This window comes from Sphingomonas sp. CROZ-RG-20F-R02-07, from assembly GCF_022662335.1.
In the GTDB taxonomy this organism is placed as follows: Bacteria; Pseudomonadota; Alphaproteobacteria; order Sphingomonadales; family Sphingomonadaceae; genus Sphingomonas.
In genome coordinates this window covers 18,016-31,366 of record NZ_JAKNQJ010000017.1, presented here as the reverse complement: position 1 = coordinate 31,366, position 13,351 = coordinate 18,016, and the positions used below count along the sequence as shown (strand labels likewise).

General features: G+C 70.3%; 11 protein-coding genes. 3 read left to right on the top strand and 8 right to left on the bottom strand.

Annotated elements, in window-relative coordinates:
* Window positions 1-18 precede the first annotated feature (18 nt).
* Both L8H00_RS16770 and L8H00_RS16765 read right to left on the bottom strand, forming a co-directional pair.
* A complete protein-coding gene (locus L8H00_RS16770; protein ID WP_242098452.1) occupies window positions 19-795 on the bottom strand; it encodes a DeoR/GlpR family DNA-binding transcription regulator in 777 nt (258 codons plus the stop codon).
* A 10-nt stretch (window positions 796-805) separates the two neighbouring features.
* The gene (locus L8H00_RS16765) at window positions 806-2,311 is read right to left on the bottom strand and encodes a glycerol-3-phosphate dehydrogenase (RefSeq protein ID WP_242098451.1); all 1,506 of its coding nucleotides are present in this window, start codon (window positions 2,309-2,311) and stop codon (window positions 806-808) included.
* A gap of 88 nt (window positions 2,312-2,399) precedes the next feature.
* Between L8H00_RS16765 and glpK the strand changes: the two genes are divergently transcribed.
* The gene (gene glpK, locus L8H00_RS16760; protein ID WP_242098450.1) at window positions 2,400-3,884 is read left to right on the top strand and encodes a glycerol kinase GlpK; all 1,485 of its coding nucleotides are present in this window, start codon (window positions 2,400-2,402) and stop codon (window positions 3,882-3,884) included.
* Window positions 3,885-4,010: 126 nt separating this feature from the next.
* Here glpK and L8H00_RS16755 read toward each other — a convergent pair whose 3' ends face one another.
* Window positions 4,011-4,931 (bottom strand): sugar kinase, encoded by a 921-nt coding sequence (locus L8H00_RS16755; protein ID WP_242098449.1) that lies wholly within the window; start codon window positions 4,929-4,931, stop codon window positions 4,011-4,013.
* A gap of 74 nt (window positions 4,932-5,005) precedes the next feature.
* Between L8H00_RS16755 and uxaC the strand changes: the two genes are divergently transcribed.
* A complete protein-coding gene (gene uxaC / locus L8H00_RS16750; protein ID WP_242098448.1) occupies window positions 5,006-6,418 on the top strand; it encodes a glucuronate isomerase in 1,413 nt (470 codons plus the stop codon).
* Between the two features lie 2 nt (window positions 6,419-6,420).
* Window positions 6,421-7,803: a mannitol dehydrogenase family protein gene (locus L8H00_RS16745; protein WP_242098447.1), complete on the top strand. Its 1,383-nt coding sequence runs from the start codon at window positions 6,421-6,423 to the stop codon at window positions 7,801-7,803.
* 37 nt (window positions 7,804-7,840) lie between these two features.
* Here the strand turns inward: L8H00_RS16745 and L8H00_RS16740 are convergent, their stop codons facing one another.
* The 5 genes from L8H00_RS16740 to L8H00_RS16720 all read right to left on the bottom strand — a co-directional run bounded on the left by L8H00_RS16740 (window position 7,841) and on the right by L8H00_RS16720 (window position 13,326).
* Window positions 7,841-8,896 (bottom strand): NAD(P)-dependent alcohol dehydrogenase, encoded by a 1,056-nt coding sequence (locus tag L8H00_RS16740; RefSeq protein ID WP_242098446.1) that lies wholly within the window; start codon window positions 8,894-8,896, stop codon window positions 7,841-7,843.
* A gap of 78 nt (window positions 8,897-8,974) precedes the next feature.
* Window positions 8,975-11,194 (bottom strand): aldehyde oxidoreductase molybdenum-binding subunit PaoC, encoded by a 2,220-nt coding sequence (gene paoC, locus L8H00_RS16735; RefSeq protein ID WP_242098445.1) that lies wholly within the window; start codon window positions 11,192-11,194, stop codon window positions 8,975-8,977.
* Window positions 11,191-12,144 (bottom strand): xanthine dehydrogenase family protein subunit M, encoded by a 954-nt coding sequence (locus L8H00_RS16730; RefSeq protein WP_242098444.1) that lies wholly within the window; start codon window positions 12,142-12,144, stop codon window positions 11,191-11,193. Before L8H00_RS16730 ends, paoC begins: the two co-directional genes overlap by 4 nt.
* Entirely contained in the window at window positions 12,141-12,776 is a 636-nt protein-coding gene (paoA, locus tag L8H00_RS16725; protein WP_242098443.1) for an aldehyde dehydrogenase iron-sulfur subunit PaoA, read from the bottom strand. Before paoA ends, L8H00_RS16730 begins: the two co-directional genes overlap by 4 nt.
* A 169-nt stretch (window positions 12,777-12,945) precedes the next feature.
* Complete coding sequence (locus L8H00_RS16720) at window positions 12,946-13,326, bottom strand: helix-turn-helix domain-containing protein (RefSeq protein ID WP_242098442.1); 381 nt, start codon at window positions 13,324-13,326, stop codon at window positions 12,946-12,948.
* Window positions 13,327-13,351: the final 25 nt, after the last annotated feature.

The window sequence follows — 13,351 nt, the reverse complement described above, 5'->3', positions numbered from 1 at the left end:
CCAGATTGGCTTGGCCACTCAACCGCCGGTTTCGACGACGGCGGTGCCCGCCTCGGCGCAGATGCCGGCGAGCGCGGCGCTGTCGAGCCGGTCGGTGATAAAATGGTCGATCGCCGCCATGTCGGCGATGCGGACCGGTGCCGGCCGGCCGATCTTGGTCCGATCGGCGGCGAGGATGACGGTGCGTGCCTGCGCGATGATGGTCTGCGACACGCGCACCTCGTCCACGTCGAAATCGAGCAGCGCGCCGTCCTCGTCGATCGCCGAGGCGCCGATCAGCGCGTAATCGACCTTGAAGCCGCGGATGAAGTCCATCGCCAGCGCGCCGACGATCGCGCGGTCGCTCGGCCGCACCCGCCCGCCCGCGGCGATCACCGCGATCGTCGGGCGGTCGGCGAGGATGTCGACGACGTTCAGGTTGTTGGTTACGACGAGCAGATCGCGATGGTCGACCAGCGCGCGCGCGATCGCCTCGGTGGTTGTGCCGATGTTGATGAACAGGCTCGCGCCGTTCGGCACCAGCGCCGCCGCCGCCGCGCCGATTGCAGTCTTGGCGGCGGCGGCCACCTGCCGGCGTGCCTCGCGGTCGAGATTGTCGGTGCCCGAGGTGACGACTGCGCCGCCATGCACGCGCGACAGCATCGCGCGGCTGGCGAGCAGGTTGAGGTCGCGACGGATCGTCTGCGGCGTCACCGCGAGCGCGGCGGCGAGCGCATCGACGCCGACGCTGCCGGTGTGCCGCGCGAGTTCGAGGATGCGCGTATGGCGCCGGGCGATCGTGTCGGCGTTTTCCATTCTTGCGGTTTCAGCCTGCCGGGGCGGTGGCGGCGAGATGGCGTTCGAGCCGCTCAGCGGTGCCCGGCGGCACATGGAGGCCGAGCTTGCTGCGCCGGTAGAGGATGTCCTCGGCGGTCCGCGCCCATTCGCGCGTCACGAGCCACGCCACCTCGGCGGTCGTGAGGCCGCCGCCCAGATCCTCGCCCAGATCGGCGATCGTCCGCGCCTCGCCGAGCAGCGCGCGCACCCCGGTGCCATAGGCGCGCGCCAGCCGGCGGAGCAGCGCCGGGGCGAAACCCGGCCGTTCGGCGACGAGCGTCGTCAGAAACGCGTCGAAATCGGCCATGTCGCCGCCGGGCAGCGTGGCGCCCGCCGTCCACGCCGGGCCGGCTTTCGGGAAATGCGGCGCCAGTTCGCGCAGCGCATGTTCGGCGAGCTTGCGATAGGTGGTGATCTTGCCGCCGAAGACGCTCAGCATCGGCGCCCCGCCGTCGCCGCCGGTTTCCACGTCGAGCACGTAATCGCGCGTCACCGCGGATGCGCTGCCCGCCTGATCGTCGTAGAGCGGGCGGATGCCGGCATAGCTCCACGCGATGTTCGCCTCGCCGATCCGGCGCGCGAAATAGCGGTTGGCGGTGTCGAGCAGATAGCGCGTCTCGCCGTCGCTGATCTGCGCCTTGGCGGGGGCGCCCTGCCACGGCTCGTCGGTCGTGCCGATCAGCGTGAATCGTCCCTCATAAGGGATGGCGAAGACGATCCGCCGATCGGGATTCTGGAGCATGAAGGCGTGGTCGCCCTCGTACAGTCGTGGCACGACGAGGTGGCTGCCCTTGACGAGCCGAACGCCGCGCTTCGTCTGCGTCTCGCCCGTCGCACGCAGTATCTCGGCGACCCAGGGGCCCGCCGCGTTGACGAGCGCGCGGGCGCGCACCGTCCGTTCGCCGGACGCGTCCGCGATGGTCGCGCGCCAGCCGCCCGGTTCGCGCTGCGCCGAGACGAGGCGCGTCCGCGTCCGTATGTCGGCGCCGCGATCGGCGGCATCGCGCGCGTTCAGCACGACGAGGCGGCTGTCCTCCACCCAGCAGTCGGAATAGACGAACGCCCGCCCGCCACGCGCCGCCAGCCCGTCGCCGCACGGCGATCGGTCGAGCGCGATCGTCTCGGTGCCGGGCAGCCGCTTGCGGCCGCCCAGATGGTCGTAGAGGAACAGCCCCAGCCGTACCATCCAGGCCGGGCGCGGCGACTGGGTCTGCGGCAGCACGAAGCGCAGCGGCCAGATGATGTGCGGCGCCATGCCCCAGAGCCGCTCGCGCTCGATCAGCGCCTCGCGCACCAGCCGGAACTCGCCATATTCCAGATAGCGCAGGCCGCCATGGATCAGCTTGGTCGAGGCCGACGAGGTGTGGCCGGCCAGATCGTCCTGCTCGACCAGCAGCACCGACAGCCCGCGCCCGGCCGCGTCGCGCGCGATCCCCGTGCCGTTGATGCCGCCGCCGACGATCAGCAGGTCGACCATCTCGTTCGTTGCGTCCATGATCCCCGTTACCACGTCGCGCGCAAAACCGAAAGCGTTGACGCGCGAACGAAAACGAACGAGCATCGAAACGAAAAGGAGAGGACGCGTGGCGGCTACCCATATTCTGGCGATCGATCAGGGTACGACCTCGACCCGCAGCATCGTGTTCGATCGCGCCGCGCGGCGCGTGGCGGCCGCGCAGGCCGAATTCGCGCAACATTATCCCGCCCCCGGCTGGGTGGAGCACGATCCCGAGGACATCTGGCGCGACGTGCTGGCCACCGCGCGCGAGGCGATCGCGCTGAGCGGGGTGGGGGCGGACGGCATCGCCGCGATCGGCATCACCAACCAGCGCGAGACGACGCTGGTGTGGGACCGCGCGACCGGCGCGCCGATCCACCGCGCGATCGTGTGGCAGGACCGGCGCACGGCAGCGGCGTGCGAGGCGTTGCGCGCGGACGGCGTGGAGGACGCGGTGCGCGCACGCACCGGCCTGTTGATCGATCCCTATTTCAGCGCGACCAAGATCGGCTGGATCCTCGACCATGTGGAGGGCGCGCGCGTGCGGGCGGAGCGGGGCGAGCTCGCGTTCGGGACGATCGACTGTTTCCTGCTGTGGCGGCTGACCGGCGGCGCGGTGCACGCCACCGACGTCACCAACGCGTCGCGCACCTTGCTGTGGAACATCCACGACAATCGCTGGGATGCGGACCTGTGCGCGCGGCTCGGCATCCCGATGGCGATGCTGCCCGCGGTGCACGACAATGCGCACCGCTACGGCACCACCGCGCCCGGCCTGTTCGATGCCGAGATCCCGATCGCGGGCATCGCCGGCGACCAGCAGGCGGCGCTGATCGGCCAAGCCTGTTTCCGGCGCGGCACCGCCAAGGCGACCTATGGCACCGGCTGTTTCCTGCTGCTCAACACCGGCGAACGCGCGGTCGCATCAGCCAACCGGCTGCTCACCACGCCCGCCTATCGGCTGGACGGCGTCACGACCTATGCGCTGGAAGGATCGATCTTCGTCGCCGGCGCGGCGGTGAAATGGCTGCGCGACGGCATCGGCGTGATCGCCCATGCGCGCGAGACCGACGGCATGGCGACGCGCGTGCCCGACAGCCACGGCGTCTATATGGTGCCCGCGTTCGTCGGACTGGGCGCGCCGCACTGGGATCCCGATGCACGCGGCGCGATCTTCGGGCTGACGCTCGGCTCCACCCAGGCGCATCTCGCGCGCGCGGCGCTGGAGGCGGTCGGCTATCAGACGCGCGATCTGGTCGAGGCGATGGTGGCGGACGGCGCGCGGCGCCCGGCGGCCTTGCGCGTCGATGGCGGAATGGCGGGGAACGACTGGCTGTGCGGCTTTCTCGCCGATTTGCTCGAAGTGGCGGTGGAGCGGCCGCACGAACTGGAGACGACCGCACGCGGGGCGGCGTTTCTGGCCGGGCTGGCGACGGGCCTGTGGTCGGGGCTGGACGAGATCGAAGCGCTCTGGTCGCGCGAGCGATGTTTCGAGCCGGCGATGGCGCCCGACCACCGCGCGACCCTGGTGGCGGGCTGGCAGGATGCGCTACGCCGCACGTTGGGATAGCGCCGGCTACCGTCAGGTTGTCCGCCTGCATCTGTTCGTGCTGAGCGTGCCGGTGCATGCGGCACAGGCCCTTCGACACGCTCAGCGCGAACGGATCAAGGCGACGTCGCCGAACGCCAGCGCGGCTCAGCCGCCGCGGACGAGCGACGCATAGGGTGCGTCGGCGGTGCGGGCGGGCACGGCGCCGCGGTTCATCACCACCCATCCCGCCAGCCGGTGCCCCGCGAGCGCCGCCACCGCCGGCGGATCGCCCGCGAGCCGCGCGTGGAGATAGCCGGCGTTGAACGCGTCGCCCGCGCCGCTCGTGTCGCGCGGCACCAGCGCTTCGGGCGGCGGCACGGCGATACCGTCGGCCAGGCAGCCCGCCGCGCCCAGCTTCACGACCGTTTCGCCCACGCCTGCGGCGCGCCAGGCGGCGAGGACGGCGGCGGCCTCGCCCGTCCCGGTCAGCGCGGCCTCGTCCTCCAACGTCGGCAGGCCGATATCGGTGAGCGCGATTGCCTCGGCATGCGCGGCCAGCGCGTCGTCGCGGTCGTGCCACAATGCCGGGCGGTAGTTGGTGTCGAACGCCACGCGCCCGCCCCGGCAGCGAACGCGCGCGGCCAGGGCGAACAGCGCGCGGCGGCCCTCGGGCGGCAGGATCGCCAGCGAGATCATCGAGAAGACGAGCAGGTCGGCGCGTTCGGCCTCGACCAGCGCGGCGTCGATCCCAGGCAGCGCGAACAGCCCGCGTGCCGCGCTTTCGCCGCGCCAATAGGTGAAGTGGCGCTCGCCATCGGGATCGTTGGTGATCGCATAGAGGCCGGGCCGACGCCGCGGATCGGTGAGGATCATGGTGGTGTCGATCCCCTCCGCCGCCCAGGCGCCCAGCAGGTCGCGGCTGAACGGATCGTCGCCAAGCGCGGTGAGATAGGCGACGTCGCCGCCGAGCCGCGCGAGATGGACCGCGCTGTTCAGCGTGTCGCCGCCATGGCCCAGCCGCCAGCCACCGGCGCCGTCCCCCGCCAGCTCGATCATGCCCTCGCCAACCACCACGATCTTCGCCATGCCGATCCTCTCGCCGCTTGCCTTACCAATTCACGCCCGCTGGTAAAACAAATAACCGGCGCTAGACTGCACGCATGACGCGCCCCCTCCTTCTCGACGACGACCGGCTGCTGCCAAGCGATCCGGTCCAGCGCCCGATCGCCCGTGCGCTCTACGCCTCGGTCGCCGGCCTGCCGATCGTCTCGCCGCACGGCCATACCGATCCGCGCTGGTTCGCCACGAACGAACCCTGGCGCGACGCGACCGAATTGCTCCTCGCGCCCGATCATTATATCTTCCGCATGCTCTACAGCCAGGGCGTTCCGCTCGACGCGCTCGGCGTTCCCGCGCGCGGGGGTCCCTCCGTGAGCGATCCACGCGAGGCGTGGCGGCTCTTCGCCGCGCATTACCATCTTTTCCGCGGCACGCCGTCGCGGCTGTGGCTCGACCATGCGTTCGCCACCGTGCTCGGCATGGACGTCCGGCTGGAGGCGGAGACCGCCGATCTCTATTACGACCGGATCGGTGAGCAGCTCGCGACGCCGGCCTTCCGCCCGCGCGCGCTGTTCGACCGGTTCGGGATCGAATTGCTGGCGACGACCGAGGGCGCGGAGGCGGATCTGTCCGCGCACCACGCGATCCGCGCCTCGGGATGGGGCGGGCGGGTCGTCACCACCTATCGCCCCGACGGCGTGATCGACGTGGAGCATGAGGGCTTCGCCACGGCGATGGCGAGCTTTGCGGAGCTGACCGGCGAGGATGTATGGTCGTGGCGTGGCTATCTCGCCGCGCACCGCCGCCGCCGCGCCGATTTTCGCGCCGCGGGTGCGACCGCCACCGATCACGGCCACCCCTCCGCGCGCACCGCGAACCTGTCGGATGGCGAGGCGGCGGCGCTGTTCGCGCGCGTCACCCGGCCCGGCTGGACGGCGGAGGAGGCCGATCTGTTCCGCGCGCAGATGCTGACCGAGATGGCGCGGATGAGCGTGGAGGACGGCATGGTGATGCAGCTCCACCCCGGCTCGTTCCGCAACCACAATGTAGCGCTGTTCGCCAGCCACGGTCGCGACAAGGGCGCCGACCTGCCGGTCCGCGTCGATTATGTGGTGGCGCTGAAGCCCTTGCTCGACGTCGTGGGCAACGAACGCGATTTCACGCTGATCCTCTTCACGCTCGACGAATCGACCTATGCGCGCGAGCTGGCGCCGCTCGCCGGCCATTATCCCTGCCTGCGGCTCGGGCCCGCCTGGTGGTTCCACGATTCGCCCGAGGGCATGCGCCGCTACCGCGAGATGACGACGGAGACGGCGGGCTTCTACAACACGGTGGGTTTCAACGACGACACGCGCGCGTTCCTGTCGATCCCCGCGCGGCACGACGTGGCGCGGCGGGTCGATTGCGGCTTTCTCGCGCGGCTCGTCGCCGAACACCGGCTGGAGGATTGGGAGGCGGCCGATCTGGCGCAGGAACTCGCGGTCGGGCTGGCGCGCCGGGCCTATCGGCTGTGAGCGTGCGGCTGGCCCCGGCCGCCGCCGACCGGCTCGACCCCGCGGTCGCGCGCGCCGGCTATGACCGCGCGGCGCAGGCGGTGGGCATCGTCCATCTCGGTCTGGGCGCGTTCCACCGCGCGCATCAGGCGGTCTATACCGAGGCGGCGATGGCCGGTGGCGACCGCGACTGGGGGATCGCCGGCGTCTCGCTCCGCTCGGCCGGGGTGCGCGACGCGCTCGCGCCGCAGGACGGGCTGTTCACCGTCACCGAACGCGATCCCGGCGGCGACCGAGTCGCGCTGGTCGGCGCGCTGCGCGAGACGCTGGTCGCGCCCGAGCGGCCGGAGGCGGTGACCGCACGGCTCGCCGATCCCGGCGTCCACATCGTGACGCTGACCGTCACCGAGAAAGCCTATCATCGCGCCGCCGATGGCGGGCTCGACATCCCCGCCGTCGAGGCAGCGGGGGGCACGATCTATCATCATCTGGCGCAGGGCCTGGCGGCGCGGCGCGCGCGGGGACTGGCCGGCCTGACGCTGGTGAGTTGCGACAATCTCGCCGACAATGGCGGGGTGCTGGCATGCGCGCTCGCGGCATGGCTCGACCGGGTCGATCCGGCGCTCGCCCGCTGGTTCGAAGCCGAATGCGCGTGCCCGGCGACGATGGTCGACCGGATCGTGCCGGCGATGACCGCCGCCGATCTCGACGCCGTCGAGGCGGCGATCGGCCTGCGCGACGAGGCCGCGGTGGTGACCGAGCGCTTTCGCCAATGGGTGATCGAGGACCGGTTCGCAGGTCCCCGGCCGCAATGGGAGCGCGGCGGCGCGCAGTTCGTGGCGGATGTCGCGCCGTTCGAGGCGGCGAAGCTCCGGATGCTCAACGGCGCGCATTCGGCGCTCGCCTATCTGGGGCTGCCGGCGGGCCATGACTTCGTGCACCAGGCGATCGCCGATCCCGCCATAGGGGCCACCGTCGACCGGCTGATGCGGCACGAGGCGGCGGCGAGCGTCGATCCCGCACCGGGGCAGGATCTCGCCGCCTATGCCGATGCGTTGATCGCCCGCTTCCGCAACGCGGCGCTCCCCCATCGTCTGGCGCAGATCGCGACCGACGGATCGCAGAAGATCGCGCAGCGCTGGCTGGAGCCGATGGCGATCAACGCCGCGCAGGGGCGCCGCTCGCCGGCGACGCTGCGCGCGCTCGCGGCATGGATGCGGCATGTCCGGGGCGGCGGCGCGGTCAACGATCCGCTCGCCGTACCGCTCGCCGCAGCATGGCGGACGGCGGGCACGGCCGGGATCGTCGATGCGCTGTTCGCGCCCGGCGGCCTGATCCCGGGGCACTGGGACCCCGATGCCGAGGACCGCGCGGCGCTGGAGGCCGAGCTGGTCGCCGCCGGCTGATCGCGCGGCCGGCACGCAGCCGGCCGCGCGGCGCGGCTCAGCCCCCCAGCGTCGCGTTGTCGATCACGAAGCGGTACTTCACATCACTGCGCTGCATCCGGTCATAGGCCTCGTCGATCTGCTCGATGGGGATCATCTCGATATCGGCCACCACGCCATGTTCGGCGCAGAAATCGAGCATCTCCTGCGTCTCGGCGATGCCGCCGATCAGCGAGCCGGCGATCGTGCGCCGCTTGAAGATCAGGTTGCCGACATCGGGCGAGGGATGCGGATGTTCGGGTACGCCCACCAGCGTCATCGTGCCGTCGCGCTTCAGCAGGCCGGTGAACGCGTCGAGATCGTGGCTGGCGGCGACAGTGTTGAGGATGAAGTCGAAGCTGTTGGCGTGCGCGCCCATCTCCTCGGCATTGCGCGAGTTGATGACCTCGTCCGCGCCCAGCGCCTTCGCGTCCTCGCGCTTGCTTTCCGACGTGGTGAACGCGACGACGTGCGCGCCCATCGCATGCGCGATCTTGACGCCCATATGGCCAAGGCCGCCGATCCCGACGATGCCCACCTTCTTGCCGGGGCCGGCATTCCAGTGGCGCAGCGGCGAATAGGTGGTGATGCCGGCGCAGAGCAGCGGCGCGACCGCGGCGAGCTGGTCCTCGGCATGGCCGATCTTCAGCACGAACTTGTCGTCGACGACGATGCTCTCGGCATAGCCGCCCATGGTGTGGCCGGGCGCGTCGTCAGTCGCGCCGTTATAGGTGCCGACGAAGCCCGTTCCGCTGCAATATTGCTCCAGCCCCTCGTCGCATTCGGGGCAGTGCTGGCAACTGCCGACCATGCAGCCGACGCCCACCACTTCGCCGACCTGGAATTTCGTGACCTCACCGCCGACCGCGGTGACATGGCCGACGATCTCATGGCCGGGCACGCACGGATAGAGCGTGCCGCCCCATTCGGAGCGAACGGTGTGGAGATCGGAATGGCAGACGCCGCAATAGGCGATCGCGATCTGCACGTCATGCGCGCCGGGTGCGCGCCGCTCGATCGTCATCGGTTCGAGCGGGGTGTCGGCGGCGGTGGCTCCATACGCTTTGGTCGTCATGAAAACATCCTCACATCGATGCGCACGGCGCATAATTCGTTGAAACGGGGGGAGACCATGCGCGCGCGTGCGTGGTCGTCACGCCACGGCGGGCAGGCGATCGATATGCTTGTCGAGCGTCAGCGGATAATCGCGGATGCGCACGCCCGTGGCGTTGTACACCGCGTTCGCCACCGCGGCGCCCACGCCGCACAGCCCCAGCTCGCCGATGCCCTTGGCCTTCATCGGCGATACCGTCGGGTCGGGCTCGTCGAGGAAGATCACCTCCTGGTGCGGGATGTCGGCATGCACCGGCACCTCATAGCCTGCGAGGTCGTGGTTGACGAAGAAGCCGAAACGCTTGTCGACCGCCAGCTCCTCCATCAGCGCGCCGCCCACGCCCATCGTCATCGCGCCGATCACCTGGCTGCGTGCGGTCTTGGGGTTGAGGATGCGCCCCGCCGCGCCCACCGCCAGCATCCGGCGCACGCGGATCTCGCCGGTATAGCGATCCACACCCACCTCGACGAAATGCGCACCGAAGGTCGATTGCTGCATCTGCTTGGCCAGATCGCCCCATTGCATCACGTCCTCGGCGACGATCTCGCCACCGCGTGCGGCCTCGGCGAGCGCCGCGGTGCGGTTGCCCGCGCGCACCTTGCCGCCCGCGAACTCGACATCCGCCGAATTGAAGCCGAGCTTCTGCGCCACCGCCTCGCGCAATTTCACGCACGCCGCATAGACGCCCGAGGTCGAGCTGTTGGCGCCGAACTGGCCGCCCGATCCCGACGACACCGGGAAGGCGGAATCGCCCAGCCTCACCACGACGCGCTCGAGCCCCACGCCCATCATCTCGGCCGCGGTCTGCGCGATGATCGTGTAGCTGCCGGTGCCGATATCGGTCATGTCGGTCTCGACCGTCACGATCCCGTCGGTGCCGAGGCGCACGCGCGCGGCGGAGGTGATGTTCAGATTGTTGCGGAACGCCGCGGCCACGCCCATCCCCACCAGCCAGCGCCCGTCGCGGACCTGCGCGGGCGTTGCGTTGCGGGCGTTCCAGCCGAACTTGGTCGCGCCCTCGCGCAGGCAGCGCACCAGCTGGCGCTGGCTGAACTTGCGGCCGGGCTTTTCGGGATCGACCTGCGTGTCGTTGACGATGCGGAATTCGACCGGGTCCATCGCCAGCTTTTCCGCCATCTCGTCCATGGCGATTTCCAGCGCCATCAGCCCGGACGCCTCGCCCGGCGCGCGCATCGCATTGCCCTCAGGCAGGTCGAGCACCGCAAGGCGCTGCGCGATCAGGCGGTTCGCGCCGGCATAGAGCAGCTTGGTCTGCGACGTGGCGGTTTCGGGCGAGCCGCCGGGCAGGTTGCCCGAGCTGCACTCGTGCGCGATCGCGAGCAGCTTGCCCGATCGGTCGGCGCCCAGCCGGATGCGCTGGATCGTCGCCGGACGGTGGGTGGCGTTGTTGAACATCATCGGCCGCGTCATCGCGAGCTTCACCGGGCGGCCCGCCGCCTTCGCGCCCAGCGCCGCCATCACCGCATCGGCGCGCAGGAACAGCTTCCCGCCGAACCCACCGCCGATATAGGGCGAATCGACGCGGATATGATCCTCCGGGATGCCGAGCGTCTTGGCGAGATCCTGATGTGTCCAGTGGATCATCTGGTTCGACGTCCAAATCGTCAGCCGGTCGCCCTGCCAGGCGGCGATGGTGGCGAACGGCTCCATCATCGCGTGGTTCTCGTCGGGCGTCGTATAGGTCGCGTCGAGCGTTACCGGGGCGGCGGCGAACGCCGTCTCGAAATTGCCGACGCGGTCCACCTTGGGCGCCTTCGATCCCTCGCCGCTCGATCCGCCGACCAGAGGCGCGGTCTGTGCCTGCGCGGCAAGATCGAACTTGCCCGGCGTGCGGACATAGTTCACCCGCACGAGCGCGGCGGCGGCGCGCGCCTGTTCGAACGTCTCGGCGACGACGATCGCCACCGCCTGATGGTAATGCTCGACCTCGGGCCCGGCGAGCAGGCGCGCGGTGTTCTTGCTGCCCTTGCCGATCGGTCCGGCATTCTCGTGGCTGACGATCGCCAGCACGCCGGGCGACGCCTTGGCGTCGGCGGTGTCGATGCTCGCGATCCGGCCCTTGGCGATCGCCGCGCCGATCACGAAGCCATAGGCCTGGTTGGGCGCCACGTCGTGGCGTTCATAGGCATAGGGCGCGGTGCCCGTCGTCTTCAGCGGGCCGTCGATCCGGTCGTGCGCACGGCCGATCACCAGGCCGCGATCGATCGGGTTCTGCCCGGCGGGGGTATCGAACTTCATGCGGATCGGGCCTCGGCAAGGGCGGCCGCGAGCGTGCGGGTCGCAAGGGGGAGCTTGAAGGCGTTGTCGTGCGTGGGCTTCGCGCCGGCAAAGGCCTTGGCGGTCACCGCGGCAGCGCCCTGCGGCATCGCCGCTTCGGCCGCCTCGACGCGCCACGGCTTGTGCGCCACGCCGCCGAACGCGGCGCGGCCGGTGCCGTCCTTCTGGATCACCGCCGCCACCGACACGAGCGCGAAGGCATAGGAGGCGCGGTCGCGCACCTTCTGGTAGAGATGCGTGCCGCCGAGCGGGCGCGGCAGCGTGACCGCGGTGATGAGCTCGCCCGTGCCCAGGACGTTGTCGATCTGCGGCGTGTCGCCGGGCAGCCGGTGGAAATCGGCGATCGGGATCGCGCGGGTGGTGCCGTCGGGCGTCACCGTCTCGACCGTCGCGTCCAGCACGCGCATCGCCACCGCCATGTCGCCGGGATAGGTGGCGATGCAGGCGTCGCTCGAACCGATCACCGCCAATTGCCGCGAATAGCCGCCGATCGCGGCGCAGCCCGAGCCCGGCCGGCGCTTGTTGCACGGCTGGTTGGTGTCGTAGAAATAGGGGCAGCGCGTGCGTTGCAGCAGATTGCCCGCGGTGGTCGCCTTGTTGCGAAGCTGGCCCGATGCGCCGGCCTGGATCGCGCGCGTCAGCACGCCGTAATCGCGGCGCACATGGGGATCCGCCGACAGCGCGGTGTTGCTGACGAACGCGCCGATGCGCAGGCCGCCGTCGCCGGTCTTCTCGATCCGGTCGAGCTTCAGATCCTGTACGTCGACGAGGTGGGTCGGCGTCTCGATCTCCAGTTTCATCAGGTCGAGCAGGTTGGTGCCGCCGGCGAGAAACTTCGCGCCGGGCCGCGCCGCCACGGCCTTCGCCGCCTCCGCCGGGCTGTGCGCGCGTTCGTAGGTGAAGCTCTTCATGCCCGGTTCCCCGCCACGTCTGCCATGGCCTCCGCGATGTTCGAATAGGCGCCGCACCGGCAGATGTTGCCGCTCATCCGCTCGCGCATCTCCATGTTCGTCGGCTTGGCCGTTGTGGTGATGTCCGCCTGGACGTGGCTCGGCACCCCGCGCTTGATCTCGTCGAGCACCGACACCGCCGAGCAGATCTGGCCGGGCGTGCAGTAGCCGCATTGATAGCCGTCATGCGCGATGAAGGCGGCCTGCATCGGGTGCAGGCGATCGGGCGTGCCCAGCCCCTCGATCGTCGTCACCTTGTCGCCCTGGTGCTGGACGGCGAGGCTGAGGCAGGAATTGATCCGCTCGCCATTTACGATCACCGTGCACGCGCCGCACTGGCCGTGATCGCAGCCCTTCTTGGTGCCGGTCAGCCGGAGATGCTCGCGCAGCGTGTCGAGCAAGGTGGTCCGCGTGTCGAGCTGAAGCGTGTGGCGCTTGCCGTTCACCTCGATCGACACGGGCATCACGCTCGGCGCCGCGGCGGGCACCGCCGCCTGCGCCTCGGCGAAGGGCACCGCACTCACCGCGGCGGACGCGGCTCCGGCCGCGAGCACGCCCCGGCGCGACAGGTGAAGATCATTGGCAGCGTCCATGAATGCGTCGTCCTCAGAAAGACGGGGAGCGGAATATTGCGTGCTTCAACCCGGATGGGCTGCAAGACTCGCGTTGGGGAACGGATGGTTTGCTGCCCTAACGCACCGGCAGGCGAAACGTGGCATCGCTGCCGCCCGTCGTCGCAATGTTTTTCGCATCGCCAAGCGGTTAGGCGCGCCGCGAGCCGGGGCGGGCGGCAAGCGCGTCCAGCGCGTCGGCATTGTCTCGGCCCCAGCCATAGAGCAATTCGACCGGCTCGACGAACCGCCGCCCGAGCGGCGTCAGCCGATAGTCCACCGCGGGCGGCACGCTGCCCTGCACATGGCGCGAGACGAGCCCGGTGCTTTCGAGGTTGCGCAGCGTCTGGGTGAGCATCTTCTTCGAAATGCCGGGCAGGCTGCGGTGGAGTACGCCGGTTCGCGCCGCACCCGCATGGCGGGCGTGGAGCGTGTGCAGGATCATGCTCGTCCATTTGGTCGCGAACAGTTCGAGCACGCGCCGGGGCGCGCAATCCTCGCGCCATTCCTCCTCGGGCGTTCCGGGCGTCATCCATGGTCTCCTTTTGGTGCCTATG

Coding starts and splice junctions, on each gene's coding strand:
- L8H00_RS16770 (WP_242098452.1), bottom strand. CDS start 795: ATGGAAAACGCCGACACGATCGCCCGGCGCCATACGCGCATCCTCGAA.
- L8H00_RS16765 (WP_242098451.1), bottom strand. CDS start 2,311: ATGGACGCAACGAACGAGATGGTCGACCTGCTGATCGTCGGCGGCGGC.
- L8H00_RS16755 (WP_242098449.1), bottom strand. CDS start 4,931: ATGGCGAAGATCGTGGTGGTTGGCGAGGGCATGATCGAGCTGGCGGGG.
- uxaC (WP_242098448.1), top strand. CDS start 5,006: ATGACGCGCCCCCTCCTTCTCGACGACGACCGGCTGCTGCCAAGCGAT.
- L8H00_RS16740 (WP_242098446.1), bottom strand. CDS start 8,896: ATGACGACCAAAGCGTATGGAGCCACCGCCGCCGACACCCCGCTCGAA.
- paoC (WP_242098445.1), bottom strand. CDS start 11,194: ATGAAGTTCGATACCCCCGCCGGGCAGAACCCGATCGATCGCGGCCTG.
- L8H00_RS16730 (WP_242098444.1), bottom strand. CDS start 12,144: ATGAAGAGCTTCACCTACGAACGCGCGCACAGCCCGGCGGAGGCGGCG.
- paoA (WP_242098443.1), bottom strand. CDS start 12,776: ATGGACGCTGCCAATGATCTTCACCTGTCGCGCCGGGGCGTGCTCGCG.
- L8H00_RS16720 (WP_242098442.1), bottom strand. CDS start 13,326: ATGACGCCCGGAACGCCCGAGGAGGAATGGCGCGAGGATTGCGCGCCC.